Source organism: Acetobacter senegalensis, assembly GCF_001499615.1.
GTDB classification, from domain to species: Bacteria; Pseudomonadota; Alphaproteobacteria; order Acetobacterales; family Acetobacteraceae; genus Acetobacter; species Acetobacter senegalensis.
In genome coordinates this window covers 1,206,171-1,231,147 of the sequence record NZ_LN606600.1, presented here as the reverse complement: position 1 = coordinate 1,231,147, position 24,977 = coordinate 1,206,171, and the positions used below count along the sequence as shown (strand labels likewise).

Here is a 24,977-nt window from a genome sequence, read left to right as displayed (position 1 = left end):
CTTGAGCAGATCGGACGCTGTCGCCAATGGGATAGCTACGCGGCCGCGTTCAACCTCTCGAGGAAGAGGAAGCGGCGCATGTTGTAGACGATATTGGCCAAGCCAATCCTCATGGTCGCCCGGGTAATGCCCACGGTCCGGACGAACAGTCCCGTCTGCGATTTCTGATCGGCAAAGACATGCTCGACGCGGGATCGGATGACGGACTTCCCTGCGTTGGAGCGCTGGATATGGCGGGGCATGGGCTTGAGATGCGGCTTTTTCCTGTGAACCTTCGAGACGAAACCCTCTTTGTCCATGAAGTCCTCATTGGCTTGCGAGCGGTAGGCGGTGTCGGCCCAGACGCTTGAGGCCGTATTGGTTTTATCGAGCAAGCCCTCGCGCAGTCTGGCACCATCACTGGCGGCGGCATCCGTCGCTTTCCATTTCCGGATCAGTCGAAACTTTCGATCGATGGAAACATGCGATTTGTAGCCAAAGAACGGGATGGCGAGGTCCGTGGACGGGAGCGTCCCGTCCTCCTGCCGCTTTGCCTTCGTGAACTTCAGCGTCCAGCGGGCGTGCCTGTCCTTGTGGAACAGCTTTGCCGACTTGTCTTCCCAGCCTTCGGGGATCCGGCCTTCCCGAAGATCGGCTTTCTCCCCGTTGGTATTGCGCTGCTTTGGCGCCGCCACCAGCGTGGCATCCAGGATCTGGCCTGACATCGGCAGATACCCGGCGTTTCGCAGGATGGCGTCAAAGCGCTCGAACAGCTTCTGGATGGCGCCAGCCTGGGTCAGACGCTCACGAAACAGCCAGACCGTTTTGGCATCGGGCACCCGGTCCGATAACGCCAGGCCGAGGAAGCGCATGAAGGACAGCCGGTCGTTGATCAGATACTCCGTTCGCTCGTCGGAGAGATTGTTCAGCGTCTGGATCACCAGGATCTTGAACATCAGCACCGGATCAAACGGGGGACGGCCACCTTTGCTCCCGTCCGCATAGGCCAGAGCCCTGTCCAGATCAGGACGGAACGCCTCAAAATCCACAGTCCGAGAAAACGCTTCGAGCTGATCGCCAAGGCCACTCAAACGGGCTAGTCGCTCGTCCACATCAAAGAAGCCCGGCTGCTTCATGAGCCATTCCCTCAATCATCACAGAAGAGATGGAATCACACACAGAGGACCAGAACCAGGGGTTTTTCGAACCCTCCATCTGCCCGGACATTGGAATGTAGCCCTTCTTCTGGAGTTGCCAGTCAAAAGCCTTCATCACCCGCCTGAGCGTTCCCGTCTCGGTCAGGCGATTGCGAAAATGCCGGATCGTGTTCTCGTCCGGCGTTCGATCCCCGAGCGACAGCCCCAGAAATCGCAGCCAACTCAGACGATCGCGGATCATGAACTCCATCCGGGCGTCTGACAGATTATGCTGCGTCTGCAGGATCAGGGCCTTGAACATCATCACAGGATCGAATGGTGGCCGGCCGCCTTTACTACCGTCGCCATAGCCAAGCCCTTCGACCAGCCACGCCCGGAAATACTCGAAATCCACCGTCTCCTGCAAAACCTCGAGCGGATCGCCCTCTTTGCTCAATGCATCAAGGTGATCCCTCAAACTGAACAGGGACTTGGGATCCATAGCAGGCCTCCGTGATCGCGTAACTTCAATGAATCACTATAGCCGTCCAAACGCTACCGGTTTTTGCGGGTCTCCAGCTCGGCAGGCTGGATCAGATAAGCTGGCGGTTCAGCCTTTCTGCTTCTTCCATCAGCATCGGCATGAAATGCGAGAGCATTTCTTCGCGTGTCACCTTTTCGATGCGTGTGCCGATATGTAGGGCGGCCACCATGGATCCATTGAATTTGCGAAGCGGGACGGCGACGGAATGATAACCGTATTCGGCTTCCTGACAGGCATAGGCAAACCCGTTTTTGCGTGCTGCCAGCACTTCGTCTTTAATGACTTCTGGATCCGTTATGGTAAACGGCGTCGATTTCTTCAGTGGGGTAGCCGCAAAATAGGCGGCAAGTTTGTCATCGGTTTTGTCGGATAACAGAATACGTCCCAGAGCACTGTTATAGGCGGAGATACGAAAGCCGATACCCACATCGAGCAGCGCCGCCTGAGCAGGAACCGAACGGGCGATCATGACTACCTCATCGTTATGTATGACAGCGGCGGCTGTGCCTTCATCCGTGGTTTTGGTCAGGCGTTCGCAGGCGGGCTGGATGATATCCGAAATGGCGTTACAGGTCAGGTAGGCACGGGCAATTCTGAGGATATCGGGCGTGAGGGTGAACAGGCGTCCTTCGCTACGCATGTAACTGAGTTGTTCCAAAGTGATCTGCGTGCGCCGCACCGTTGCTGTGGGCAGGTCAACCTCGCGGGCGATTTCACTGAGGGTCATGCGGCGCTTTTCCGCCGAAAAAATGCAGATAATCGCCAGTCCTCGAGCAAGGGCTTCCGAGTAATCCCGCCCTACGCCTTTTTCTTCCCGTCGGGCGACATCCTTTGAACGTAATTTTGTCATTGACCTTTTTCGTTACAGTTTGGGTTTGTTTTTTTGCGCTTGCATATCGGCGTATTCTACACGCAGTTATGGTTTCATGGGAATATCCGTGGAGTTTGTTTGTGTGGAATGGAGGCTTTATGCGTCTGTTGCTGCGAGAAAAGGTAAATTGATATGAGTGTACCGAAAAAATTCCGCGGAAAAATTACCGGCAGTGATGTGCGTTTGGTAAAAGTTTTCTGTACTATCGTGGAATGCGGGGGCTTTGCAGCCGCCGAGCCTGTGCTGCAAATCGGTCTTCCCGCGATTAGCCGCTGCGTTTCCGATCTGGAAGTCAGAACCGGGGTTACGGTCTGTAGGCGTGGCAAAGCGGGCTTTGCCCTGACGGAGCAGGGGCTGCGGCTGTATGACTACGGCAAAAAGCTTTTGCTCGATATAGAACGATTCGAACAGGAGATTTCCAGCCTGAACGCCGAGGTCAGTGGAACCCTGCGTCTGGCGGTTGTGGATGCGCTGATAACGGACAAGAGTTTCCGGCTGACAGAGGTGATCAATAACTTCTGTACACTTTATCCCGATGTGATTCTTAACCTTAGTTCAAAAACGACAGAGGAGGTGGAGGCCGGTATTATTAACGACGAATTTGACGTTGGCATTATCTTCAAACGAAGAACCATTGATAAAATCGAATATAAATTTCTCCATGGTGAGGTAAATCATTTATATTGTGCGCTTGGGCATGAGCTTTTTGACAAGCCCCCGGCCAGTACTGGTGATTTACAGCCGCAAAAGTATAATTTTTGTGGATATGATCTAAAAAGAGCCACGCGCCTGCCCGAAATCGTAAAGTCTTTCAAGCAAAAGGCAATCGTTGAGAATATGGAGCTGGCGGCAACCCTTATAGGGAGCGGTTGTTATTTAGGTTTTCTGCCAACCCACTATGTTGAATCTTTATGGAGAAAGAATGATTATAAAAAAATTCTTCCTTCTGAAATTCAGTTCGTTAATTCCATAGAAATGATTACCCTCAGAGGTCAGACTTCGCAGCTTGTACAAAGATTCCTGCTGTGTATGCAGGAGTAGACGCGGTCTGTTCCGAGAGTGTCTGAGGCACGCCACTTTACCAAATGCAAAACCAAATTTTCCTCAGAGGTTATTTTTAACCCGGAACAAATCCCTCATGCTGTAAGCAGATAGTGAGGGAGGACGATGGTGAGGGGTGTATTCGCGGAAAAACAGAATCCTATGCTCCAGGTAAAATTGAGAATTTTACTACTGTCTTCCATAGCCGCGCTCTATGTTTCCGGGGTGGCCCTAGCGGAAGATGCGAAACCGGTGGGAAAGGTGGCGGTCCGGGGCAAGGTTGCGGTGTCTGGCGCGCATAACGTCAAAAAATCGAATAAGGCAGCGGTGTCGCGCCATAGCGAGGAAGTCGAGGTCGCGGGCTCACAGCGTTACATGCAGACTGGCAGCAGTATGAAAGTTGACAGCCGGATACTGCAAAGTGAAGTGCCAGGGCAGAATATTCTGAAATCCCTTGGTCAACTTCCGGGAACAAGTTACAGCTCTTCAGATCCGTTGGGTATTGATGGTTGGTCATCCAGCATTCACGTTCGTGGCTTCAGTCAGAATCAGCTGGGTGTGACGCTGGATGGTATTCCGCTGAATGACCAAACTTATGCCAACCTGAATGGTCTGAATATCAATAACGCTGCGATTTCTGATGATATTGGTCGGGCATCTATGTCCGTAGGCGCTGGCGGACTTGCCGTGCCGTCAAACAGTAACCTTGGCGGCTCCATGGAAATGAGCATAAAAGACCCGTCAGACAAAATGGGGGCTAAGGTTTCTCAAGGTTTTGGTAGCTACGGTATGAAGCGAACCTATGTTCGCCTAGATAGTGGCAAGCTGAATCATTCAGGTACAAAGTTTTTTGTTTCTTACGCTCGGGCGTATGAGAAAAAGTATAACAGCTCTAGCCCTGATTTCATGCAGAATGTTGATGCCAAAATTATGCAACCTCTGGGTGAGCGGGTTAGGGCAGCATTGTTTTTCAACTGGTCTAATGCTGAAGTCTGGAACTATTCAGATAACTCTCTGGAAATGCTTGATAAACTTGGCTGGCGGACGGCCAACTTCTATCCGAACTATGCTGGAGCGTATGCGGCTGGTCTGTGGGGAATGACTGACGGTGCTCAAGGCTCTCTGCCTGCGGGGTGGCAGAATGTTTCCACCACCTATGGTACGGCATTCTATGATGCAGGCCAGGCAACGGTTGACTATCTGACTGGTCTGCATCTGGATGCTGATATTACGGATCGCCTGAAATGGCATGGTCTTCTGTATGGCCACAAAGATGATACACATACGGTAGTAGGTGACCCATACGATTATTCTACCACCGGTGCGCCTTTGGCCGAAGATGTCTGGCATCTTCAGCAACAGCGTGGCGGTTTTACAACCAGCTTTACGTATGACTACAAAAAGCATCATTTTGAAACCGGGGCCTGGTTCGAAAACAACAGACAGGAAACGTCGTTCAATATCTATAATCAACCACTTCTTGGTCAAGGCACACCAGTGTCTGTTACGGGGCCGTATGATAGGTACGGTCTGCTCTATTCAGCTTATCATTACAAATGGAATACGAATACCTTCCAGTACCACCTGATGGATACGTATACACCATTTGATAATTTGCGTCTGACATATGGTTTCAAGTCCATGCTGCAGACAACTTCGGGTGGTGCGCAGGCTGGGTTCTCTAACCTTGCGCATGGCAGCATGACATCGTCAGCTGCTTTCCTGCCCAATGTCAATCTTGTCTGGCGTTTTCTACCACATCATGAGCTGTACTTTGATGTGGCAGAAACCATGCGACCCTACAGTGTTGCCGCAAAAGGTAGCTATACATCACCATGGGGTGTATCGACCCAGGCTCTGTTCAATGAGAACCGTTCAAAACTTAAACCTGAAAAAGACTGGGTTTATGTCGTAGGGTATCGTTATACAAGCAGGAAGATAGTGGCATCCATTGCTGGTTATCATGCTGATATTTCGCATCGTCTTATGTCTGCGTCTGTTGGAAGTATCAACAACCCTGTTTCTACAGTCATAGATACGCGTAAGGCTTCCATGTATGGGGTGGATGCATCCATTAACTACTATCCTTTCAAGTGGTTGGGAATTTTCAATTCCATCAGCTACAACCACATGACATATGGCGCGCATGTCAATGCGTGTCCGCTTACAGGAAACTGTGACATGTATGGCAAGAAAATGGTTGCGTATCCTTCCTTTATTTACAAGACTGGCATCGATTTTCATTATCACGGGTTTAATGCGAACTTCTATGCCAACTATTTTTCAAAGAGATACTACTCTCTTATGAATGATACGTCGGTCAGACCATACTGGTTTACCAGTGCGGGCGCATCTTATGATTTTGGGAGGATTTCTGTTCTTAAGAATGTAAAAGTGAATTTCACAGTTTATAATCTTCTGAACCAGAAATATATTTCTATGATGGGCGAGAATGGCTTCCCTGTATCGGGTGACTACCAGTCGCTCCAGCGTGGTGCGGTGCGTGAGTTCTTCGGAACTGTCAGTGCCTCGTTCTGATGTATGTAAGCAGTTGCTCATAACACGTCGTAACTGACGGTGGCCTGTTTCCTTCATGTGTTGGAAACAGGCCGACATTCATGACCACCATGGTTCATGGATGCGCGTGGTCTTGTTTGGAAGATAAGTTTTGTGACAAACGTAAAAAAGAAAAACCCTTTTATTGTCGGTAACCCTGTCGTGCTGGCCATTGATATTCAACAAGGGTCGTTTGTACCGCCGCCTCCGAATTTTCATCTGCCGCTGATGCCCGACACCATCGAGCGGATGAGCCGCACACGTAGCGTGATTGACGCGGCGCGTGCGGCGGATATTCCCGTTATTTTCTTTCAGGAAATACACCGGGCATCGCTGATTGATTTTGGTCGGGAACTGGATGGCAGTGAGGGGCTGCATTGTGTCGAGGGCCGGCCGGGCACCCCGATCGCCCGCGATGTAGTGGGGCTGAGAGAGGATGATTATGTCATCCAGAAGCGTCGGTATTCATGCTTTTTCGGCACGGAGCTTGAAATTCTTCTCAAGGCACTCAAAGCCAAGACGCTTATCCTGATCGGTGGTTTTACGGATGTGTGTGTCCACTACACATTTGTCGATGGCCATCAGCATGACTATCATTGCCGCGTTGTGCATGACTGTGTCGCGGGCTCCAGCATCAAGGCGCATACGGCTTCGCTTGAAGCCATGGAGTATCTCCAGCATGGTGCCAATGTCGATTGCGCCTATGCAGTAGATGCGTTTGCCCAACACGCGAGCAAGGGGACGGACGCCTAAAGCTATAGGGGGAGTGTGATCATGATGCACCGGAGCGGGCAAAAAAGGCGGCGCGTGAGACATCACCTTTGTGTTGTTGCCTTCATGGCCTTTGTTGTTACGGGGGGCGTGGCCGGTGCGGCATCCGAGGCACCCATGGTGCAGACCCCTTACGGTCTAGTGTTGGGGCGTAGTGCCGCGGGCGTGGACAGTTTTAAGGGCATACCCTACGCCGTCCCGCCGAGCGGGGCGCTGCGGTGGCGTCCGCCCCAGCCTTTGCCAGAAACAAGTGAGTCCACGCGGATTGATGCCGGGGCTTTTGGGCCAGCCTGCCCGCAGATCGCGCGTATGGGCGCGCGCAATATCCCCACAAGCGAGAACTGCCTCTCGCTCAATATCTGGCGGCCATCAGAGCGGCGGGGCGGACCTTTGCCTGTCATGGTCTGGGTTCATGGCGGGGCCTTTATTGGTGGGTCGTCGGCGGAACCGCTTTATGATGGAACCCGACTGGCGCAAAAAGGTGTTATAGTCGTCAGTTTCAATTATCGCCTTGGGCGTCTTGGTTTTTTTGCCCATCCCGCTCTTGCGGCGGTGCGCCCAAAGGGCGAAGCACAGGCCAATTACGGCTTTATGGACCAGATCGCGGCACTAGGCTGGGTGCGGGATAATATCGGGCGGTTTGGCGGCGATCCGGCGCAGGTCACGCTTTTCGGGCAGAGTGCCGGGGGGGCATCGGTCAATTTCCTGACGATCATGCCGTCTGCGCGCGGCTTGTTCGCGCGCGCCATTTCCCAGTCGGGTTTTCCACGCTGGGCCGGGCGAGAGCTGACCCAAGGGACGGCCTCGGCTGAGGCCATTGGGGTGGAATACGCCCACCGACATGGTATCGATGGCGTATCTGCCATGCAAGCCGATGCACTTCGGGCCTTGCCCGTTTCGGCACTGACAGAGGATGACCCGCCGGAGGACATAGATCGTAGCACTCCCATGCCCATTGTCGATGGTCAGTTGCTTGCGGCCCCTTTGCCGACGCTATTGGCGCAGGGCAAAATGCTGCCGGTGCCGCTGATACTGGGCGGGACTAGTTGTGATGCCAGCGTTTATGGGCCTGATGCCCTGGCTTTGTTTACATTTGCCTCTCCGGCGGACCCGACCTTCAAGCGGTTGTATCCGGGGCCTTTGCAGGCGGCTGTGCGTGCGGCGCAGACAGACCGGATCGAAACTGAACCAGTGCGCTTTCAGGCACAGGCGTGGGCGGCGGCGGGTCTGCCTGTCTGGGTTTATGATTTTGATCATGGCGGGGCGGGAAAGGGCTGGCAGTCTGATGGATGCCGTGGGGCGGCTCATGCATCCGAGTTACCCTATGTCTTTGGCAATTTGCGCACCCGCTACACGAGCCAGAGCGATGACGGCGGCCAAGGTATCACGCCTGTGGCGGCCGCGGTGCGGCAGGATCGCAGGCTTTCCGAGCAGATGATGGCGTACTGGGTCAGTTTCGCGCAAAAAGGCGTGCCGGATGCTGCGGGCATTGCCCCGGTTTGGCCCCTCTATGTGCCGCTTAGCGGGCCAGTTCTGGAGTTCGGCCCCCACGATCTTTCGGTCATGACATATTTCCGGGAAGCCCAGCTTGACTGGATTGCGAGCAAGCTTTCAGGCTTGGCGGTTTGGTGAGGAATGGCGACTATGCGCGCATATATCAAGAAAGCACTCGTGCTTGGGGCCTGCTGTATGGGATGTGGAACTGCTATGTCAGGCATGGCGGCGGATGCGCTGCCTTCCGGCGATGGCGGAGTTTCGGCTTTCTACCAGTGGGCTGCCCCTCTGCCGCAAGCTTACGGCACCGTATTGCGGCAGGAGGCCTATGAGGCAACCGGTCTGGGGTATCATGGCTATCGTGTGTTGTACACGGCGCGTGACGGTGTAAGAGAGGGCCAGATAGCCCCTGTTTCCGGGGTGTTGTACCTGCCGGAAGGCAAGCCACCCGCAGGTGGGTGGCCAATCGTGGCTTGGGCTCATGGTACAACGGGGGTGGCGGATGTCTGCGCGCCGTCATGGCGTGGCTCGTCGCCGCGGGATCTGGCGTATTTCAAACAATGGCTCAGCCATGGATATGCCGTGTTCGGCACGGATTATCAGGGGCTGGGTACGCAAGGTGTGCACCCATATCTGCTATTCAAACCCGAAGGATACAGTATTCTCGATGGCGTTCACGCCGTTTTAAAAGCACATCCGCATCTTCTGGCGAACGATATTGTGGTGGCGGGGCAGTCTCAGGGGTCAGGGGCTGCGCTGGGGGCAGGCTATCTGGCACCGCAGGTGGCACCAGATCTGCATATTCTGGCGGTTATTGCCAGTGGTCTTGTGCTTGATATTCGGGACCGTCACCAGGCCCCCTTTATTACCGAAGGCGCCTATCAGGGCGGGGATGATGTGGATGCCGCCTATTCGACCCTGTATTTTCTGGGCAGCCTACAGGCATTGGGCTATCCGGGGCTTTCCGACCTGATCAGGGATAAGGGGCGGGCAATCATTGATCTGGCATCTCATGCCTGCCTGCATGATCTGATGGATTACGCCAAGGCCCGGCATATGAAGGCGGATGATATCTACACTCCCGGTGTGGAGCATTATGAGCAGATGGCCCAGCAGGCCAGAATGTTGCCCGATGCTTACCAGAAAGCACCGGTTTTTACCGCGACCGGCCTTGCGGATTCAGAGGCGGGTCTCATACCCCAATATAATGCGATTGCTGCATTATGCGCGGCAGACGATCATGTGGAGTGGCACTACTATCCGGGCCTGACACACAGTGGCACGGTGAATGTCGCCTTTGCGGATGAACTACATTTTATCACCGCCTTGCGCGCGGGGAGCCGCCCGGTTTCGAACTGCCAGGCGCTTCATGCGCCTGGCCCCTTGCAGGCACCGGATCAGCATGTGCCGTTCAATTACTGAGTGATACGGGTATTTCAAAAAAGAGAGCGGGGCACCTGAAGATGGAAAAAATCGATAAGGGCAGGGTTATTATCTACCTTACGATCATGCTGTGCATTTTCAGTTTTGAATGGGTCGATAGATTCAGCATTTCAATCCTTATTGACCCGATAGAAAAAAATCTCGGGATTGCGGATCGTCATGTTGGTCTGATCAATGGCGCGTTGTTCGCTCTTGTGTATTCGCTTTCGGGTTTCCTGTTTTCCTATCTGGTCAACCGGGCGGGATCAGGGCGGCTGCTTGCAGTGGCCTCGTTGGGGTCGGGGCTGTTCACCATTTTGGGCGGTTGGGCCTGCGGGCTCTGGAGCTTTGCCTTTACAAGACTGGCTGTCGCTTTTTTTGAAGGGGGGTGCAGCCCTGTCTGTTACTATATCATCTCTCGTCATTTTCCCGATCAGTATCGCGCGCGCGCAATCTCTGTGTACAATAGCGGCATTTCTCTGGGTATATGGATCGGCCTGAGCGTGGGGGGCATGTTGGTGCCATGGCTTGGCTGGCGTTACACCCTGTTCGCTCTGGGTGTGCCGGGGGTGGTGCTGGCTGTCGGGGCGTGGTGCATGGTCCGCGAAGGTGCCGTGGGAGCGCAGGATAGCCATGCAGCGGGCGCGTCCTTCTTTTCCGATCTGCGGTTTTTGCTTGTGCGTAAAAGTTATTGGCTGACCTGTATGGCCTATACACTGCTTGTCATGGCTAGTGCGGGTTTTGAGAGCTGGTGCCCGGCCTATCTCATTCGCAGCCGGGGGCTGACGGTAGAGCAGGCAGGCAATATCAGTGGTCTGGTGGAAGGGATTGGCGGTATTGCCGGCACGATTGCCGCCGGCGTGCTGTGCGATTACCTCGTAAAAAGAAACAAGCGTGCCTATGCGTTGATACCCCTTGTGGCCTGCGTTCTGGTTAATCTGTCGATGGTAGCTTTTTTTGAAACCACGGGATCGCTCTCTTATTTTTTCTATGCGTGTATCATTTTCGGCATCGGGGCCTATCTCTCGCCGGTGCTGTCTTTGTCGCAGGAAGTGCTGCCGCCCGCGCAAAAGGCGCTGGGGGCGACCGTCATGCTGGTTAGTATGAGCGTGATAGGGGTAGGAGGGGGCAATTACCTTGTCGGGATCCTGAGCGATAACTACAAGGCGGCAGGTGCTGCCGACCCCTTGCAGTCGGCCTTTTTGTCCATGCTGATCACGGTTCTGCCAGCGGGCGTCTGCCTGCTTCTGGCGTGCCGGTATATCGTGAGTGACATTGATGATGCTCGCCAGATGGAGAGCTTGCATCTCCTCCCGGTTTGATCGGGGCGAGGGTGTTATCCATGTCTCGGTCATGCAAGTTTGTTTGTGTAATTTGATATTGAACCACAAGGCGTGCTGCGTATCCTTGTCTGCATTATAGAGGAGTATGCGTATGAGCGGAGCAAAGCAGATTGTCGCGAAGCCGATGATTGTTGGTCAGCCTGCCCTGATTGTGGTTGATATTCAAAAAGGCAGTTTTGCGCCACGTCCACCCAGCTCCCGCCTTGAATTCATGCCTGACGCAGTTGAGCGCTACACCCGTGCCAGAACTGTTGTCGATGCCGCGCGTGAGGCCGGTATTCCGATCATTTTTGTGCAGGAAGCTCACCGCCGTACGATGGTTGACTTCGGACGTGAGCTTGATGGTTCCGAAAGTGTGCATTGTCTGGAAGGGCAGTCTGGCACGGATTTCGCGGTCGAAGAACTGGGTATGCTGGAGGATGACTACCGGATCACCAAGCGGCGCTATTCCGTGTTTTTCGGTACAGATATGGAAATTCTCCTCAAAGGCCTTGGCGTGCAAACTGTTATCATGGTCGGCGGTTTTACCGACGTGTGCGTACATTACAGTTTTGTCGATGGCCACCAGATGGATTATTACTGCCGCGTGGTAGAAGACTGTGTTTCCGGCTCTAGTTACCGGGCGCATGATGCAGCTCTTGAGGCTATGGAATATCTGCAGGCCGGTGCACGGCGCAGCGCGCAGGACATGGTGGATGCTTTTGCCGCGATCAGGCAGCAGGCATAAAATAAACGCGAATCCAGAGTGTGTCTGTGGTCAGTCTATTCGGAAAGAAAAATATTTTTTTTGAAGAAATTCGTGAAATTTCAAAAATATTTTTCCCACTTTCTCTCGCACAAGTCATGCAGGTCAGTATTACGCTATGCGCCAACCTAGCACTGGGTGGCATAGGGGTTGAAGCACTCGCGTCTGGTGGCATCTGCAATATGCTGATCCAGACCGGTGTTGTCATTGTTCAGTCAACCATTTCCTCATTTCAGTCTCTTTTGGGCCAGGCTCGTGGCCGGGGGGGAGCGGAGGGCGAGGCAGCTGCGGAGCGTTTCGTGGCGTGTGCGTGTGCTATTGCGCTGGGCCTGTCGGGTTTTCTTGTCGCTTTGCTGGTTTTGATCGTTCTGGTCTGCCAGGCCATTGTTTTCGAGACTTCAATGGGGCAAGACGCGCTTTTGTATATGAGCAGTGCCGTTTTTGGTGCGCCGGGCATGGTCTTTTTTTCGGTTATGCGTTCCTATGGCTCGGCAACAGGGCGTTCGGCTTCCATTCTCAAGGCGGCAGGGTGCGGCACGCTGGCTTATGGGGGCGGAGCTTTCGTGGTTCTACTGTTCTGCCGTGGCATGGGGCAGAGTATTCTGGTCATGATGGGGGTGGTGTTTTCCATTGCTTGGTCTATCGCGGCTACTATGTCGTTTCTGACACTGGATATTTTTTCTGTTCTTAAAAGAAGCTTCGTCCAGCATGAGTGGCCTGCCATAAAGAACAGTTGTGCCACTATTCTCCATGCTGGCTGGCCTGTCGGCCTTGGCGTGGCCTCTGAAATGAGTGCTAATACCTTGTTGGCCATGTTTGTCGGGGCTTCGGGCGTTGCGCAGATGAGCGTGCATCAGCTCTGTCAGTCCATAGAATTACTGACTTTTATGCCTTCTTTGGCTATGAATCAGACAGTTTCAGTCAGAGTTTCCTATTTTCATGGAAAAGGGGAGCATGACCGCAGCAGAATCGTGCATCATGTTGCTATGGTTTTCATTTTTCTGGTGGCTTTGGCTGAAGTCGCCACGATTTTGTTGTTTCATAACCCCATCTACCGAGCCAGCATAAGCGATACGGGCGTGGTATCCGCACGTTTTGGTGGTGGTCTGTATGATATGTTTCTCGTTGTGTGCGCGGTTGTAGTGTTCGATGCGCTTCAGGCTGCCTCATCCGGTGCGTTGAGGGGTAAGCTGGATATGAAAATTCCTATGCTTATGGCCGTCACCAGTTACTGGATCGTGGGGTTCCTGTTCGCCATGGTGCTGGCGCAGTTGACACCGCAACCCGTTTTGGGAGTATGGATTGGGATCTGTGCTGGTGTTTTTTGCTCGGCTTGCCTGCAAACGGTGCGGTTTATTCGTATCAATAGCGTAGGCCGTGCAGAGATGACATAAGCACGGTCCTGCGGTAGTGATGCACGCGGGGAAGTGTATTCTACGGCGTGTCGTCAGTTAAGCAGGATGATGATTGAGGCGAACTGCACGGCTGCGAGGAAGGTCGATTTCAGTTTATCGTAGCGGGTTGCGATAGCGCGAAACTGCTTGAGTTTATTGAAGAACCTCTCAACAAGGTTCCGTTCGCGGTAGAGAGAAAAATCGGTTTTCCGTCGTGTCGTTCTGTTGCGTTTTGGCGGGATGACCGGGGTAATCCCGCGCTGTATCAGCCGATCGATCAACCTGTCCGCGTCATACGCCTTGTCAGCAAGGAAAGCATCCGGGTCGATGTTTTCCAGAAGTGGTTCTGCCTGGGTGATATCGGCATCCTGTCCCGGTGTGATGCCGAGTTCCACTGGATTGCCCAGAGCGTCGCAGATGGCATGGATCTTTGTAGTTAGCCCGCCTCGTGATCGTCCGATGGCCTGATCCGTACCCCTTTTTTGAGAGCTCCGGCACTATGCTGATGCGCTCGGACAATTGTGCTGTCGATCATCATGTATTCGTTGTCGTAATCAGCGGCCAGATAACGAAATATCCGTTCGATGACGCCGCTTTCACACCAGCGGCGCAGACGCCGGTGCACGTTTTTCCAGTCACCGAAACGGGCAGGAAGGTCGCGCCATGGAATACCCGCGCGATAGCGATACAGCACCGCCTCCACGAACAGACGGTTGTTCACCGCAGTGCCGCCGACATAGCCTTCTCGACCAGGAAGAAGATCCTTTATCCGCTCCCACTGGTCATCGCGTAAACTATAGCGCCGCATCTGTCTGTCTCCCCAAAAAAACGGGAAAACAGTCAGCACACGCAGACACAAAGTACAACCCTCACGTGCCACTCTCAGGGCTTAACTGACGACACGCCGTAGGGCTAATCGACATTCAAGCGCTCCAGATCATGACTGCTGCGAGATAGATGAAGCCGGTGAAATGGATGGTTCTGCGATCGTAGCGCGTTGCGAAACGACGAAAATGTTTGAGGCGATTGAAGCATCGCTCGATACGGTTTCGGTCTTTATAAAGAGCCTGGTCGTGCGGGATGAACACCTTGCGGTTCCGTTTTGACGGAATGACAGCCTCTGCGTTCATGACAGCAATCTGTTCGCGGAACCCATTGCTGTCATAAGCCTTATCGGCGATGACCGCGCTCGCAGCCTGGCCTTCGAGCAATGCAGATGTCTGGGTGGCGTCATGAACCTGACCGCCGGTGATAATGAACCGTAACGGTCGACCCAGGGCGTCGGCCAGCATGTGGATCTTGGTGGTCAATCCACCTCGGGAACGCCCCAGCGCCTGATTTTGCGCCCCCCTTTTCCGGTCGCCGCGTGCTGGTGGGCACGGACAATGGTGCTATCGATCATCAGGTACGCGTTGTCACGATCGGCGGTCAGCGCGGTGAATACTCGCTCCCACACGCCCGCATGGCACCAACGACTGAAGCGCCGGTGGACCGTCTTCCAGTTTCCATAGCGTTCAGGCAGGTCGCACCAGTGGGCGCCGGATCGCAATACCCATAAACATCCGTTTACGAACAGACGGTTATCCGATCCAGTCCGCCCAGGATCACTCGCTTTCCCAGGCAACAGAACCCTGATCTGCTCCCACTGCGCTGTGCTCAATTCGTATCGCTTGATCTCCATCGCTCGCTCCCCCCATAAACACGGAGACCTATGAAGCAGCGATTATCCTATTGGGGAATCTTGAATGTCGATTGGCCCTAATTCGCTAACGGTCTGGCGTTCAAGCCGGCGGGTATCCTGAAACTGGCCGAGTTCAAGTTTGGCGGATGTTGCATAAAGCCATCATCTGACCAGTTTACAGAGGCAAAAGTCTGATGGATGCGTTCGCCGCCAGCGATACGCTTGCGGGCGGGGTACTGCGCCTTACCACGATACTCGACATCTGCTGGCAGCGAACGCCCTGTTGCTGGGTCGATTTTACGAGATGTGATTTGGTCTTTCAGGATGAGCCCCTCTTGGGCACCAAAGCAGTCAATCATTCCGCGACCAAAACTCTAAGTCATTGGAAAGATTGGCGTCCCGTACGGGATTCGAACCCGTGTTGCCGCCGTGAAAGGGCGGTGTCCTAGGCCTCTAGACGAACGGGACTGGAGGCGTGGGGTCGATCTACGGGAATTTCAGATTTTGCACAAGAGAGAATTTGAATCGTTTTGAACGGAATATCTTCAGGCTGGAGCAGAAAGGGCCAAAACCGGTAAAGTGCGGCAGAAAAGAAACACTTATCGGGTAAGTCGCATCGTTTTCCGGAATAATGTTGAAACGTTATATCATAACAAATATGAAGCGGGGAACAGTTTCGATTCTGATGGTAAAGGTGTTCTTGAATGCGGGTGTCTCGTTTTTCTTTTGTACTGGCGAGTTCGGCCTTATGTGCAACAACCGGGTTTCTGGCTTCCGTTGAACACGCTCGCGCTCAGACGGTCAAAACGGATCAGGCGGAGGCGCAGCAGCGGCCAGAATCTTCGGTAACCGCGTCTTCTGGCAAGGCGTTGGTCAAGGGGGGTGCGCAGGTTTCTTCAGCCGGATCGAAAACGGCTTCACCTGCCGGGCGTGAAACAGTGACGATAGAACCGGGGCTGGCCAATCATCCGGAAAAGGTGACGGTAACGGCGCATCTGGATCAGGCACGTTCCAATCTGCAGCCTGATACTGGCGCAACAGTTTACAAGTTCAGTCGCAAAACTCTGGAAACAATTCCAGGTGGGGATAATGCGCCGCTGAACCAGGTGCTGTTGCAGGCACCGGGTGTTGCACAGGATAGCTACGGGCAGATTCACGTTCGTGGGGATCATAACGAGGTGCAGTTCCGGCTGGATGGTGTGCAGTTGCCTGAAGGCTTAAGCGTGTTCGGTCAGGCGCTCATGACACGTTTTGCCGATAGCATGTCTTTGACAACAGGCGCGCTGCCGAGCGAGTTTGGTTTTCTTCAGGCCGCTGTTGTTGATATTACCACCAAGAATGGCACCACCAATGCAGGCGGAAACGCATCCATTTACGGTGGTGCGCGGGATTATTTTTTCCCGTCCCTGCAATATGGCGGCCACCATGGAAAATGGGACTATTTTGCTACGGCGGATTTCGTGCATGATCGTGTGGGGATTGAAAACACCACTGGATCGTTCAATGCTCTTCATGATCTGACCAATCAGTACCATTTTCTTGGGCATCTGCGTTATACAGCTGATGAAAATACGCGTATCAGCTTTATTGCCGGGGTTTCCAACGCGGAATATCAGTTACCTAACAATCCCGGTCAGCAAACACAGTTTTCAGAGCCATCCTATGCTGGCAGTGAATTGGCGCATCATCTGAACGGAAGCGTTGACAGCAGCAGCCTTGATGAACACCAGAAGCAGATTACAGATTTTGCCATTCTGGCGTTGCAGAAAGAAATCGGTAAATTCAGCCTGCAAAGTTCGGTTTTCTCACGTTACAGCAGCCTGCGTTATTCGCCTGATCCGTTGGGGGATCTGGTGTATAATGGGATTTCGCAGCGGGCGGCGCGTTCGGTGTTCTCAATGGGAACACAGCATGACGTGACATGGCGCGCAGCGCGTGACCATACCGTGCGCTTTGGTTTTCAGGTTTTTGTTGAACGCACTGTGTCAAAAACAGATTCCCGCGTGTTTGCCCAGACGGGTGAGGATGAAGCGGGAGACGCCGTTTTCAGTGATACCCCGATTGCCGTGTATGACGGCAGCGGAAAAACAGGAACGGTTTATGGGCTATACGCGCAGGATGAATGGAAGCCGCTGAAGAACCTGACAATCAATTACGGGCTGCGGTTTGACGGCGTGAGTGAATATACCAGCGAAAAGCAGGTCAGCCCCCGTTTGAATATTGTGTGGACGCCGTGGCACGGAGGCACGCTTCACGCCGGATATTCACGTTACTTTACGCCGCCGCCGTTTGAGGTGGTCAGCAGTTCATCCCTGTATAAATTTGCCAACACCAGTGCAGCGGCGGCAAATTATCAGAACAGTGCTGTGCGTGCGGAGCGGGATCATTATTTTGACGCAGGGTTCCAGCAGCAGATTCTGCCGGGATGGCGTGTCTCCTTTGATGCCTATTACAAGCTGGCACATAATCTGATTGATGAAGGTCAGTTTGGCGCCCCGATCATTCTGAGTGGCTTTAACTACCGCCGGGGGCAGGTGAACGGGTATGAGGTCAACACCTCGTACGACAAGGGACCTCTTTCTCTCTATGGGAATTTTTCGTGGTCCCGTGCCATCGGCAAGGATATTACCAGCGCCCAGTTCAATTTTGATGACGATGATCTGGCTTATATCAAGCATCGCTGGGTTCATCTGGATCATGACCAGCGTTGGACGGCCTCTGCGGGTGCGGCTTACACCTTCTTCCACAGAGGATGGCATCCGTTGCGTGTGTCCGCCACCATGGTTTACGGCAGCGGTCTGCGGGCGGATGGAGAGGTGCCGAATGGGGTCTCCTTGCCGCAATACGCAACCTTCAACTTCTCGGCTGTTCAGAGCTTCAAAAACCTGTTTGGCCATTCCTTTCTGGGCAACACACAGATCCGGCTGGACGTGATGAACCTGTTTGATCGCACCTATATGCTGCGTGACGGCAGCGGGATTGGTGTGGGCGCACCCCAATATGGGCTGCGCAGAACAATTCTTACGGGTATTTCACAGAGTTTCTGAAGAAAAATGTAAAATAAAACCTCACAAATAGGAAATACGCCTACACGGATTTTTGCATGAACGAGGTCGCTTTTATTTGTTGCGAACCTCTTTTCATTTGGCTCCGCACATATCATATGTGTGGAGCCGTTTGCATTTGGTGCAACGGCAAGGGAACATACGCCTTGCGAAGCAGATTTCACGCTCCAAAACCGTATGATGGGGTGTGTGTTTGCGTTTTCTGTTCTGTTCTTTCTTGTGGAAAGCGGACGCATGGCGGTAAAAGCCGCGGTTTGAGACGTGCGGTCTGTGTCCGATGTTTTCTTTTGGAGAAGCGGAATGGTGCAATCTAGACGGACTATTAATGAGCGGGGGCCCGCTCACCATGTGACGTCTCCTTCCGGAAAAGAAGGGCATGAGGTTGAGGCGGAAAAAGAGGAAATGATCTCTCCCGGTTCAGACCTTGGGCAAAGAATGAAAATTCTGCGCAAGGCGTCAGGCATGACCCAGCAACAGGTTGCAGATGCGCTTGGTGTGTCCCGTCCTGCCATTGCATTCTGGGAAACAGGACGGGAAGGAAGTGCGCGCAAGCATATTCCCAATCTGGCGCGTCTGTTTGGGGTGGACCCCGAGATTTTTCTGACCGGTTATGTTCAGGCCGATATTGCCCTTACAGTCTCGCCTGATGAGCATGATATTATTAAATTATACCGCATGCTTGATCCTTCGCGTAAGGTCTCTGCCCAGAAGTGGATCGAGAGACAGGTGAGGATGCTGCAAAAAAGCGGCGGTGGTGCGGAGTAGATAAAGGCCGCTGGCTGGGTCCTTCACGCATAAGGCGGGTATCATCGTGCTGACTGCCTTCTGATAGGTAGCCAGCAGGCACCCGCTAATACAGGACCGATTTGGTCTTCAAAAAAGCGAGTGCATGGAACCACCTGATCGCTGAACTGTCATATCTCCACGGATGGCACATATTGGGAGCAAGCAGGGGTCACGATGTGGAAGGGACACTACGCGTTATTGGTTATGATGGGTGTGTCTGTGGGTGAGCGGCCGATCCAGGCGGCGAGCCTTCTGCCGGTTGTGGCGCGGGCCCAGCAGGTGGAGGAAGGGCCTTACCATGTTGATGGAGAGCGGACCCAGATTGTCTTTTCCGTGTCCTGCCTTGGCATGAGCTGGTATCGAGGTTTTTTGTCCGGGGTTTCTGGCGAGTTGTGGCTTGATCCTGCGCATCCTGAAAAATCTCACGTCAGCCTGAAGGCACCGGTTTCCTCCATCAAGACGACCACAAGCGAGGTCTCCAGCATGCTGATGGAGAAAAGCTGGTTTGCGGCCGAGACTTATCCTGTAGCCGAATTTGTCTCTACGCAGGTTTCATCAAGCGGGCCATCACTGGCGACCATTTCCGGCAATCTGACCATGCATGGCGTGACGCATCCGGTTACCTTGCATGCGCATTTTGTGGGGGCCGGAGAAAACCCGATTGATCATTCGTATGATGTTGGGTTTGAGGCGCAGGGCACCATACAGCGGAGCGCTTTTGGCATGACGAGTGCCCTGCCTGCCGTGGGTGATGACGTTATTCTGACTGTTAGCGGCGTGTTTGAAAAGGAACGCTGAGGGAGGCGTTGGCGTGGCCCCCCTGTCAGCTTATGCCTGTATCAGGTGCGTTGCAGTGCCAGCGCCGCTGCCGTCGCCACGTCCCGCCTGAGTGCGATGATATTGCCTTTGCCGTCCGGGTGAACCCGATTGGTCAGGATCAGGACAAAGCTTTCCGTTTCAGGAACCAGCCACAGGGATGTACCGGTAAAGCCGGTATGACCAAAGGAGGTTGGCGGAAAAACCGTGCCGCGCGGGGTGGAATAGTGGGTGGCGATATCCCACCCAAGCCCGCGCAGATCCTGCTTGCCCTTGGGTTGCTGCGGGGTGGACATCAGAACCAGTGTTTCTGTCCGCAACGGAAAGGGAGAGGGCTTTCCTGCCCGTTTGGCCAGCAGTGCTTGCGTGTAGGTTATCATGTCATCCGCACAGGAGAACAGCCCGGCATGGCCCGCCACGCCCCCCATGCGCCGGGTGGTAGGATCATGCACTACGCCGCGTAACATGGTGTGTGTTTCATCAAACTGGGTGGGGGCAATGGCGCTGCCCAGAACGGGATCAGGCCGAAAGAAAGTCCGTTTCAGCCCCAGGGGAGAGAGGATGGCGCGCGTGGCATACTCATCCAGCGGCAGGCCGGAGAGCTTTTCCACAATCAGCCCCAGCGTGATGAAATTGATATCGCTATAAACAAACTGCTCGCCGGGGGGATGCTGCAAGGGTGCGTTCAGCGCCAGAGACACCGCGGTTTCTTTTCCGCTCCAGGGGGTGGAAAGATCCACGTCTGGCGGCAGGCCGGAATAATGGGTCAGTAACTGGCGGATGGTAACAGCCTGTTTTCCGTTGGCGGCAAACGCGGGCAGATAGCGGCAGACCGGGTCATCCAGTTTCAGTTGCCCCTGTTCATAAAGCTGCATAATGGCAGGGGCGGTAATCAGCACTTTAGTCAGGGAGGCCATGTCAAACAGGGTCTGCCATGTCATGGGCTCAGGGTGGGGGACCAGGGCCCGGTTACCAAACACGCCTTTCCATACGGTTTGCCCTTCGGTGCCCACGGCCGCTACTGCGCCGGGTGTCTGGCCTTTGGCAATGGCGGTGCGGAACAGATCTTCCACCGGCAGGAAGCGTGAGGGCGTTGTCTCTGCCCGTGCGGAGGGAAGATGCCGCAACATTAGGCCGCCTGTGGCAAGAGCAGCGGTTTTCAGGGCCTTGCGGCGGGAACAGGCGGAGGAGAAAGGCATGGCACACGCATATCCGGCTACAGGCGTGCCCAAGCGGCACGAAAGAAAGGACTGTAAGCGGTTTTTATCCATGCGTGGAGAGGGTATCAGTCCGTTGGTGCAACAAACCGGAAGGTCAGGTTGAACCGCACCTGTCCTGTTACGGGGTGGAGACCATCGGCCAGTGGTTTCACGCCATGATAATGCAGGCGCGCCTTACCGCCCCATACCAGAACATCACCATGTTCAAGCAGGATGGCATGAGGCGATGTGGACCGTTTCAGGCCACCCCATAGAAAGGAAATGGGCAGACCAAGCGAGACAGAGACAATAGGCTGACTGAAATCTCCTTCATCCTTGTCCTGATGCAGCGCCATGCGGGTGCCGGGTTCGTAGCGGTTGATCAGGCAGGCATTGGGGTGAAAGCCCTTAAAGCCTGCCGCCTCTGCACTGCGGGTCGCCAGTTTCTGCCATGCCGGAGGGAGCGGGGGCCAGGCCTGATTGTTCAGTGGGTCCGTGGGGGTGTAACGGTAACCGCGACGGTCTGTGACCCACCCCAGTGCGCCGCAATTTGTCATGCCAACAGACATTTTGCCGCCGCCTGGCGTCATCATGGTGCGGAAAGGCGCGTTTTTGGCGATGTCGTGAAGTGCGCTGATCAGTTCTGAAGCCTCAGGCAGGGCAAAGCCGCGCAAGAGCATCGCGCCCGGACTGAGGGTGACCCGCTTGGGCCGTGTGTCCGCCAGCGCAAGATCCATTTGTGCAAGAGGCAACGGTGAATGGGGCATGGGCACCTTCCTGACACATCGTTCTGTTAAGAGGTGTGCCTGTGTGACAGGAGGCACAACGGTCCTGCGAAAAATATTTACGTCTTCCTGCGTGTCTGGCAGAGAAATTGTGACTTTGGCAGAGGGAGAATCCCTGCGTGTTTCCTTATGTGATTGGGGTGGAAAACCATGCGTGACATTCTGATCGTGGGCGGTTTACCCGCTGTTGTGACCCTTGATCCTGCAACATTTGTCTTCCGGGGCGTGTTTGTGGGGCTGGATGGAGAAGTGGATTTTTACGCCACCCGTGCATCGGAACTGCCACGGAAAGGGGCGGAGGCTCTTAAGGTCTTCCTTGCCGCCTGTCAGGCTCACAACAGGCATCCGTTGCAACGCCGTAAGGGGGTGCCCCCCGGCTATGTGCTGGAAGATATTTATGCCGAGTTTGAAGCCGTAGCAACGCAGCGGGGCCAGTCTCTGGAAAGCTTTGTGCAGGAGCAGCGCCAGCCGTTTGTGCCCAAACGGGAACCTTCCGACTTTGAAAAACTGATGGCGCGTCAGGAAGAAATGGATCGCCAGTATTTCTGCTGAAAACCGTACCTGCCGCCTATAGAGCGCGCTGCGAAGAGCTTGAATCGTGGGATTCCGAAAGGGCGTCTGATGTGATTCAAGATGAAGACTGGCAAGGAGGCCAGTCTTCATGCCGAAAGCCTATTCACAGAATGCTCTAGCCGGAAGCGGACTTACTGTAGCGTAGGCCTGACGAGGCAAGGTGGCCGCGTGCGGGAAGAATGCGCCGTTAGGCTCCAGCATAGAAAAAAGCGGTTGGAGTGGGCGGTTGATGTTATCAAACTGTGTCTGAAATGTCGGACGAAACCTGAAACTCTATCTTGTAGCGCTCGGTCTCGGCATTGCGCTGAATTGCCGGAGGGGGCGGTGTAGGTTCCTGCCTGTTTACCGGAACGAATAAAGGCGGCTTGCGCCGCCTTTATCAACTTTTCCGCCGTGTCTGGATCGGTCAGTGCAATGTGGGCGGGTTGCTTGGTGCGTAGGGTCTGCCTTCCGGCTTGGCGTAATCAGCAGACGCCGCCGGTTTGACCAACGTGATCAGCCCGACCACCACAATATTGACCACCAGAGACATCAGGCCGGTTGAAACATTGCCGGAGAACGGGCCCATATACAGGAAGTGGATGGGTTTCAGGCTGTCCATCAAGCACAGGCCCACCCCGAATACCGTGCCCACAACCCAGCCTGCCAGCATGGCGGCGGCAGAGAAGCGGATGCGCATCAACCCCAGAATAAGGGCCGGGAAGGTCTGTAGAATAATTACGCCGCCCAGAAGCTGGAAATCAATGGCGAACTGAGCGTTCAGGAACATGACGCACAGCAGTGCCCCAACCTTGACGGCAAAGGCGGTCAGCCGGCTGTTGCGCACACTTTTATGCCGGGCTGGTAGCAGGTTGTGCGTGACCAGATTGGCGGCCCCAATGGCCATGACGGCGGCTGGCACAAGGGCACCCACGGCAATGGCGGCAAAACAGAAACCGCTGAACCATGCGGGAAAGATGGTCTGGAACAGAAGGGGCACCACCAGCGAGTTGTTGGTGGTGGTCACGCCCGCCACATGCGCCATCAGCCCCAGCATGGCGATAAGCCCGAGGACAATGGTGTAGATGGGCAGGAACACCGCATTCTGCCGGATGGTGTCAGCAGACCGTGCGGCCAGAATGCCGGTGAGCGTATGCGGATACAGGAACGCGGCCAACGCGGAGGAAAGCGCCAGCGTGGCATAGGGCATGCCCATGCCGGATTTGAGGATCGGCTGGCTGTGATCTGCTGCCGTGAACAGCGCGGCATAGCCACCCATATGCAGCGGGATGACCGTAACCGCCACCAGCACCGCAATATAGATCATGATGTCTTTGATGAAGGCCGTCAGCGCAGGTGCATGCAGGCCGCCAAGCCACGTGTATGCAGCCAGCGAGAGAAAGGCGATCACCAAGGGAATATCACCCGGCAGACCCAGCGCCTGCACAACCGTGCGGATGCCGATCAACTGCAGGGCAATGTAGGGCATAACCGCCACCAGCCCGGTGAGTGCGACCACAATTTCAAGGGCACGGCTGTTGAAGCGTGCGCGCACAATATCGGCTGCCGTGGCATAGCCCCCTTCCTGCGCGATTTTCCACAACCGTGGCATCACCAGAAAAATGAACGGATACACAATAATGGTGTAGGGCAGGGCGAAGAACCCATAGCCCCCGGCCGCGTAAACAAGGGCAGGCACGGCAATGACGGTATAGGCCGTATAGAAATCGCCCCCCACCAGAAACCATGTAACCCATGGCCCGAACTGCCGCCCACCGAGGGACCAGTCTTCACTGGAATGCGCGCTTTTGCCGCGGCTAAGCGTTTTGCGGATCCACTGGATGGAGCTGCCGATCACAATGGTGGCGGCAAAAAAGAAAACAAAGACGCCCAGCGCCCATGGGTTCACGCCGTTCATGCGTCATGCCCCTTTTTCCAGACAATCCAGATGATAACGGACGTTACCGGCACCCAGGCGAACTGGTACCAGTAGAAGAACGGAAACCCGAGCAGAACCGGATCATACCGGTCATAGAGCGGTGTCCACAGCAGTCCCAGAAAGGGCAGTAGGAGCAGCAGATTCAGTTTTTTCATGATAAGCGGCGGCCAGATGTTATTGTTTTTTGTTGGACCACTTTAGTCATGCAGAGCGGGTGTGATGGTGTCAATCACCATTTGTCCAACCGCTCCGTGCATGACCCGGTTGTGTTGTTTTGAACGCAGCCGTTACAACACGATTGGCAGGATAAGGGGGCTTTTCCTGCCTGTGCAGCCTCAGGAAGAGGTCTTGCGGTTTTGCAGCACGGCGTTCAGGCGATCGCTGTATTTGCGGTAACTGCCTTCGGGCACGCACCCCATTTCTTCCAGATCTTCCAGATCCGCCCCATGGTTGATCCAGCTATTGACCTCTCTGAAATCCAGCGCGGCGGGAATGGCGTGGGGTTCAAAAACAACCGCGCGGTCTTCTCCCTCTGTTGCGCCAAATGGCATGAAGGACTCTGCAGCAGGGGTTTTGGTGTCCTGAAGGCTGACTTCCCCGCAGACAATCTGCTTTTCGCCCGTTTTGTGGGTTGCCAGGTTGCGAAAATGTGGGTGGGCATCCGGAAACTGGGTGGCAACGCTTTTGAGCGTGTTTTTGACAAACGGGCTTGCCGCTTTGTCACTGCCGTCAATGACCGTTTGTGCACAGGCCGGGACGGCAGGCGCCAGCAGGCTGAGGCAGAGCAGTAAAGCGTGCTTCATGGTGGGGTCCTTCTCACTTGTAAGGGGTATGGTGGGGTCTGGGGCGGTAGAGATC

General features: G+C 54.5%; 22 protein-coding genes and 1 tRNA gene. 12 read left to right on the top strand and 11 right to left on the bottom strand.

Translation table 11 applies throughout. The annotated features are described in order from the left end of the window. Positions 1 to 35 precede the first annotated feature (35 nt). From ASN_RS05475 to ASN_RS05465, 3 genes are all read right to left on the bottom strand, one after another. Complete coding sequence (locus ASN_RS05475) at positions 36 to 1,115, bottom strand: IS5 family transposase (protein ID WP_058987442.1); 1,080 nt, start codon at positions 1,113 to 1,115, stop codon at positions 36 to 38. Beyond that, complete coding sequence (locus ASN_RS05470) at positions 1,093 to 1,617, bottom strand: transposase (protein ID WP_231948392.1); 525 nt, start codon at positions 1,615 to 1,617, stop codon at positions 1,093 to 1,095. Before ASN_RS05470 ends, ASN_RS05475 begins: the two co-directional genes overlap by 23 nt. Before the next feature lie 91 nt (positions 1,618 to 1,708). Then, the gene (locus tag ASN_RS05465) at positions 1,709 to 2,509 is read right to left on the bottom strand and encodes an IclR family transcriptional regulator domain-containing protein (RefSeq protein ID WP_058987441.1); all 801 of its coding nucleotides are present in this window, start codon (positions 2,507 to 2,509) and stop codon (positions 1,709 to 1,711) included. 153 nt (positions 2,510 to 2,662) lie between these two features. On the opposite strand from ASN_RS05465, the gene ASN_RS05460 reads away from it, so the two are divergent. The 8 genes from ASN_RS05460 to ASN_RS05425 all read left to right on the top strand — a co-directional run bounded on the left by ASN_RS05460 (position 2,663) and on the right by ASN_RS05425 (position 13,296). Further along, positions 2,663 to 3,571, top strand: a complete 909-nt coding sequence (locus ASN_RS05460) for a LysR family transcriptional regulator (RefSeq protein WP_058987440.1) — start codon at positions 2,663 to 2,665, stop codon at positions 3,569 to 3,571. Positions 3,572 to 3,733: 162 nt separating this feature from the next. Continuing rightward, entirely contained in the window at positions 3,734 to 6,109 is a 2,376-nt protein-coding gene (locus ASN_RS05455) for a TonB-dependent receptor (RefSeq protein ID WP_231948391.1), read from the top strand. A 132-nt stretch (positions 6,110 to 6,241) separates the two neighbouring features. After that, entirely contained in the window at positions 6,242 to 6,880 is a 639-nt protein-coding gene (locus ASN_RS05450; protein WP_058989144.1) for a cysteine hydrolase family protein, read from the top strand. Between the two features lie 54 nt (positions 6,881 to 6,934). Next, a complete protein-coding gene (locus ASN_RS05445) occupies positions 6,935 to 8,530 on the top strand; it encodes a carboxylesterase/lipase family protein (RefSeq protein WP_167541296.1) in 1,596 nt (531 codons plus the stop codon). Between the two features lie 12 nt (positions 8,531 to 8,542). Then, positions 8,543 to 9,814: a lipase family protein gene (locus tag ASN_RS05440; RefSeq protein ID WP_058987438.1), complete on the top strand. Its 1,272-nt coding sequence runs from the start codon at positions 8,543 to 8,545 to the stop codon at positions 9,812 to 9,814. Between the two features lie 41 nt (positions 9,815 to 9,855). Then, entirely contained in the window at positions 9,856 to 11,136 is a 1,281-nt protein-coding gene (locus ASN_RS05435) for an MFS transporter (RefSeq protein WP_058987437.1), read from the top strand. A 112-nt stretch (positions 11,137 to 11,248) separates the two neighbouring features. After that, positions 11,249 to 11,884, top strand: coding sequence for a cysteine hydrolase family protein (locus tag ASN_RS05430; protein ID WP_058987436.1), 636 nt, complete (start codon positions 11,249 to 11,251; stop codon positions 11,882 to 11,884). Positions 11,885 to 12,000: 116 nt separating this feature from the next. Beyond that, positions 12,001 to 13,296, top strand: coding sequence for an MATE family efflux transporter (locus ASN_RS05425; RefSeq protein WP_157765117.1), 1,296 nt, complete (start codon positions 12,001 to 12,003; stop codon positions 13,294 to 13,296). Positions 13,297 to 13,349: 53 nt separating this feature from the next. On the opposite strand, the gene ASN_RS18570 is transcribed toward ASN_RS05425, so the two are convergent. The 3 genes from ASN_RS18570 to ASN_RS05395 form a co-directional block, all read right to left on the bottom strand. After that, positions 13,350 to 14,104, bottom strand: a protein-coding gene (locus ASN_RS18570) for an IS5 family transposase (RefSeq protein ID WP_099048287.1) whose coding sequence is annotated in 2 segments (ribosomal slippage) — positions 13,350 to 13,774 and positions 13,774 to 14,104 — 756 coding nt in all. Because the reading frame shifts where the segments join, the coding sequence is not laid out codon by codon here. 115 nt (positions 14,105 to 14,219) lie between these two features. Further along, a protein-coding gene (locus ASN_RS18565) for an IS5 family transposase (RefSeq protein ID WP_099048355.1) occupies positions 14,220 to 14,971 on the bottom strand; the annotation gives its coding sequence in 2 pieces (ribosomal slippage) (positions 14,220 to 14,641 and positions 14,641 to 14,971; 753 coding nt in all). Between the two features lie 398 nt (positions 14,972 to 15,369). Then, a tRNA-Glu gene (locus ASN_RS05395) sits at positions 15,370 to 15,445 on the bottom strand. Positions 15,446 to 15,681: 236 nt separating this feature from the next. Here ASN_RS05395 and ASN_RS05390 point away from each other — a divergent pair. From ASN_RS05390 to ASN_RS05380, 3 genes are all read left to right on the top strand, one after another. Next, positions 15,682 to 18,024: a TonB-dependent receptor gene (locus ASN_RS05390; RefSeq protein WP_058987430.1), complete on the top strand. Its 2,343-nt coding sequence runs from the start codon at positions 15,682 to 15,684 to the stop codon at positions 18,022 to 18,024. 318 nt (positions 18,025 to 18,342) lie between these two features. Continuing rightward, entirely contained in the window at positions 18,343 to 18,807 is a 465-nt protein-coding gene (locus ASN_RS05385) for a helix-turn-helix domain-containing protein (protein WP_081473611.1), read from the top strand. A gap of 225 nt (positions 18,808 to 19,032) precedes the next feature. After that, a complete protein-coding gene (locus ASN_RS05380; protein WP_006559514.1) occupies positions 19,033 to 19,626 on the top strand; it encodes a YceI family protein in 594 nt (197 codons plus the stop codon). A 41-nt stretch (positions 19,627 to 19,667) separates the two neighbouring features. Here ASN_RS05380 and ASN_RS05375 read toward each other — a convergent pair whose 3' ends face one another. Both ASN_RS05375 and alkB read right to left on the bottom strand, forming a co-directional pair. After that, positions 19,668 to 20,843: a serine hydrolase domain-containing protein gene (locus ASN_RS05375; RefSeq protein WP_058987429.1), complete on the bottom strand. Its 1,176-nt coding sequence runs from the start codon at positions 20,841 to 20,843 to the stop codon at positions 19,668 to 19,670. Between the two features lie 86 nt (positions 20,844 to 20,929). Continuing rightward, a complete protein-coding gene (alkB, locus tag ASN_RS05370; protein WP_058987428.1) occupies positions 20,930 to 21,610 on the bottom strand; it encodes a DNA oxidative demethylase AlkB in 681 nt (226 codons plus the stop codon). A 168-nt stretch (positions 21,611 to 21,778) separates the two neighbouring features. Here alkB and ASN_RS05365 point away from each other — a divergent pair, with 168 nt between their 5' ends. Continuing rightward, on the top strand, positions 21,779 to 22,180 hold the full coding sequence (locus ASN_RS05365) for a hypothetical protein (protein WP_058987427.1): 402 nt from the start codon (positions 21,779 to 21,781) through the stop codon (positions 22,178 to 22,180). 427 nt (positions 22,181 to 22,607) lie between these two features. On the opposite strand, the gene ASN_RS05360 is transcribed toward ASN_RS05365, so the two are convergent. The 3 genes from ASN_RS05360 to ASN_RS05350 form a co-directional block, all read right to left on the bottom strand. Beyond that, the gene (locus tag ASN_RS05360) at positions 22,608 to 24,098 is read right to left on the bottom strand and encodes a sodium:solute symporter family protein (protein WP_058987426.1); all 1,491 of its coding nucleotides are present in this window, start codon (positions 24,096 to 24,098) and stop codon (positions 22,608 to 22,610) included. Then, positions 24,095 to 24,274 carry a DUF3311 domain-containing protein gene (locus tag ASN_RS05355; protein WP_006559508.1) on the bottom strand — a complete coding sequence of 60 codons (180 nt, stop codon included), beginning with the start codon at positions 24,272 to 24,274 and terminating at the stop codon, positions 24,095 to 24,097. The genes ASN_RS05360 and ASN_RS05355 overlap by 4 nt, the downstream gene beginning before the upstream one ends. Positions 24,275 to 24,454: 180 nt before the next feature. After that, positions 24,455 to 24,922 carry a hypothetical protein gene (locus ASN_RS05350; protein WP_035380187.1) on the bottom strand — a complete coding sequence of 156 codons (468 nt, stop codon included), beginning with the start codon at positions 24,920 to 24,922 and terminating at the stop codon, positions 24,455 to 24,457. Positions 24,923 to 24,977: the final 55 nt, after the last annotated feature.

Excerpts from the sequence above, each read along its gene's own strand:
- ASN_RS05385 (WP_081473611.1), top strand. The coding sequence starts at position 18,343 with ATGGTGCAATCTAGACGGACTATTAATGAGCGGGGGCCCGCTCACCAT.
- ASN_RS05440 (WP_058987438.1), top strand. The coding sequence starts at position 8,543 with ATGCGCGCATATATCAAGAAAGCACTCGTGCTTGGGGCCTGCTGTATG.
- ASN_RS05390 (WP_058987430.1), top strand. The coding sequence starts at position 15,682 with ATGCGGGTGTCTCGTTTTTCTTTTGTACTGGCGAGTTCGGCCTTATGT.
- ASN_RS05350 (WP_035380187.1), bottom strand. The coding sequence starts at position 24,922 with ATGAAGCACGCTTTACTGCTCTGCCTCAGCCTGCTGGCGCCTGCCGTC.
- ASN_RS05355 (WP_006559508.1), bottom strand. The coding sequence starts at position 24,274 with ATGAAAAAACTGAATCTGCTGCTCCTACTGCCCTTTCTGGGACTGCTG.
- alkB (WP_058987428.1), bottom strand. The coding sequence starts at position 21,610 with ATGCCCCATTCACCGTTGCCTCTTGCACAAATGGATCTTGCGCTGGCG.
- ASN_RS05375 (WP_058987429.1), bottom strand. The coding sequence starts at position 20,843 with ATGCCTTTCTCCTCCGCCTGTTCCCGCCGCAAGGCCCTGAAAACCGCT.
- ASN_RS05365 (WP_058987427.1), top strand. The coding sequence starts at position 21,779 with ATGCGTGACATTCTGATCGTGGGCGGTTTACCCGCTGTTGTGACCCTT.
- ASN_RS05435 (WP_058987437.1), top strand. The coding sequence starts at position 9,856 with ATGGAAAAAATCGATAAGGGCAGGGTTATTATCTACCTTACGATCATG.
- ASN_RS05360 (WP_058987426.1), bottom strand. The coding sequence starts at position 24,098 with ATGAACGGCGTGAACCCATGGGCGCTGGGCGTCTTTGTTTTCTTTTTT.
- ASN_RS05475 (WP_058987442.1), bottom strand. The coding sequence starts at position 1,115 with ATGAAGCAGCCGGGCTTCTTTGATGTGGACGAGCGACTAGCCCGTTTG.
- ASN_RS05380 (WP_006559514.1), top strand. The coding sequence starts at position 19,033 with ATGATGGGTGTGTCTGTGGGTGAGCGGCCGATCCAGGCGGCGAGCCTT.
- ASN_RS05465 (WP_058987441.1), bottom strand. The coding sequence starts at position 2,509 with ATGACAAAATTACGTTCAAAGGATGTCGCCCGACGGGAAGAAAAAGGC.
- ASN_RS05430 (WP_058987436.1), top strand. The coding sequence starts at position 11,249 with ATGAGCGGAGCAAAGCAGATTGTCGCGAAGCCGATGATTGTTGGTCAG.
- ASN_RS05455 (WP_231948391.1), top strand. The coding sequence starts at position 3,734 with ATGCTCCAGGTAAAATTGAGAATTTTACTACTGTCTTCCATAGCCGCG.
- ASN_RS05425 (WP_157765117.1), top strand. The coding sequence starts at position 12,001 with ATGCAGGTCAGTATTACGCTATGCGCCAACCTAGCACTGGGTGGCATA.
- ASN_RS05470 (WP_231948392.1), bottom strand. The coding sequence starts at position 1,617 with ATGGATCCCAAGTCCCTGTTCAGTTTGAGGGATCACCTTGATGCATTG.
- ASN_RS05460 (WP_058987440.1), top strand. The coding sequence starts at position 2,663 with ATGAGTGTACCGAAAAAATTCCGCGGAAAAATTACCGGCAGTGATGTG.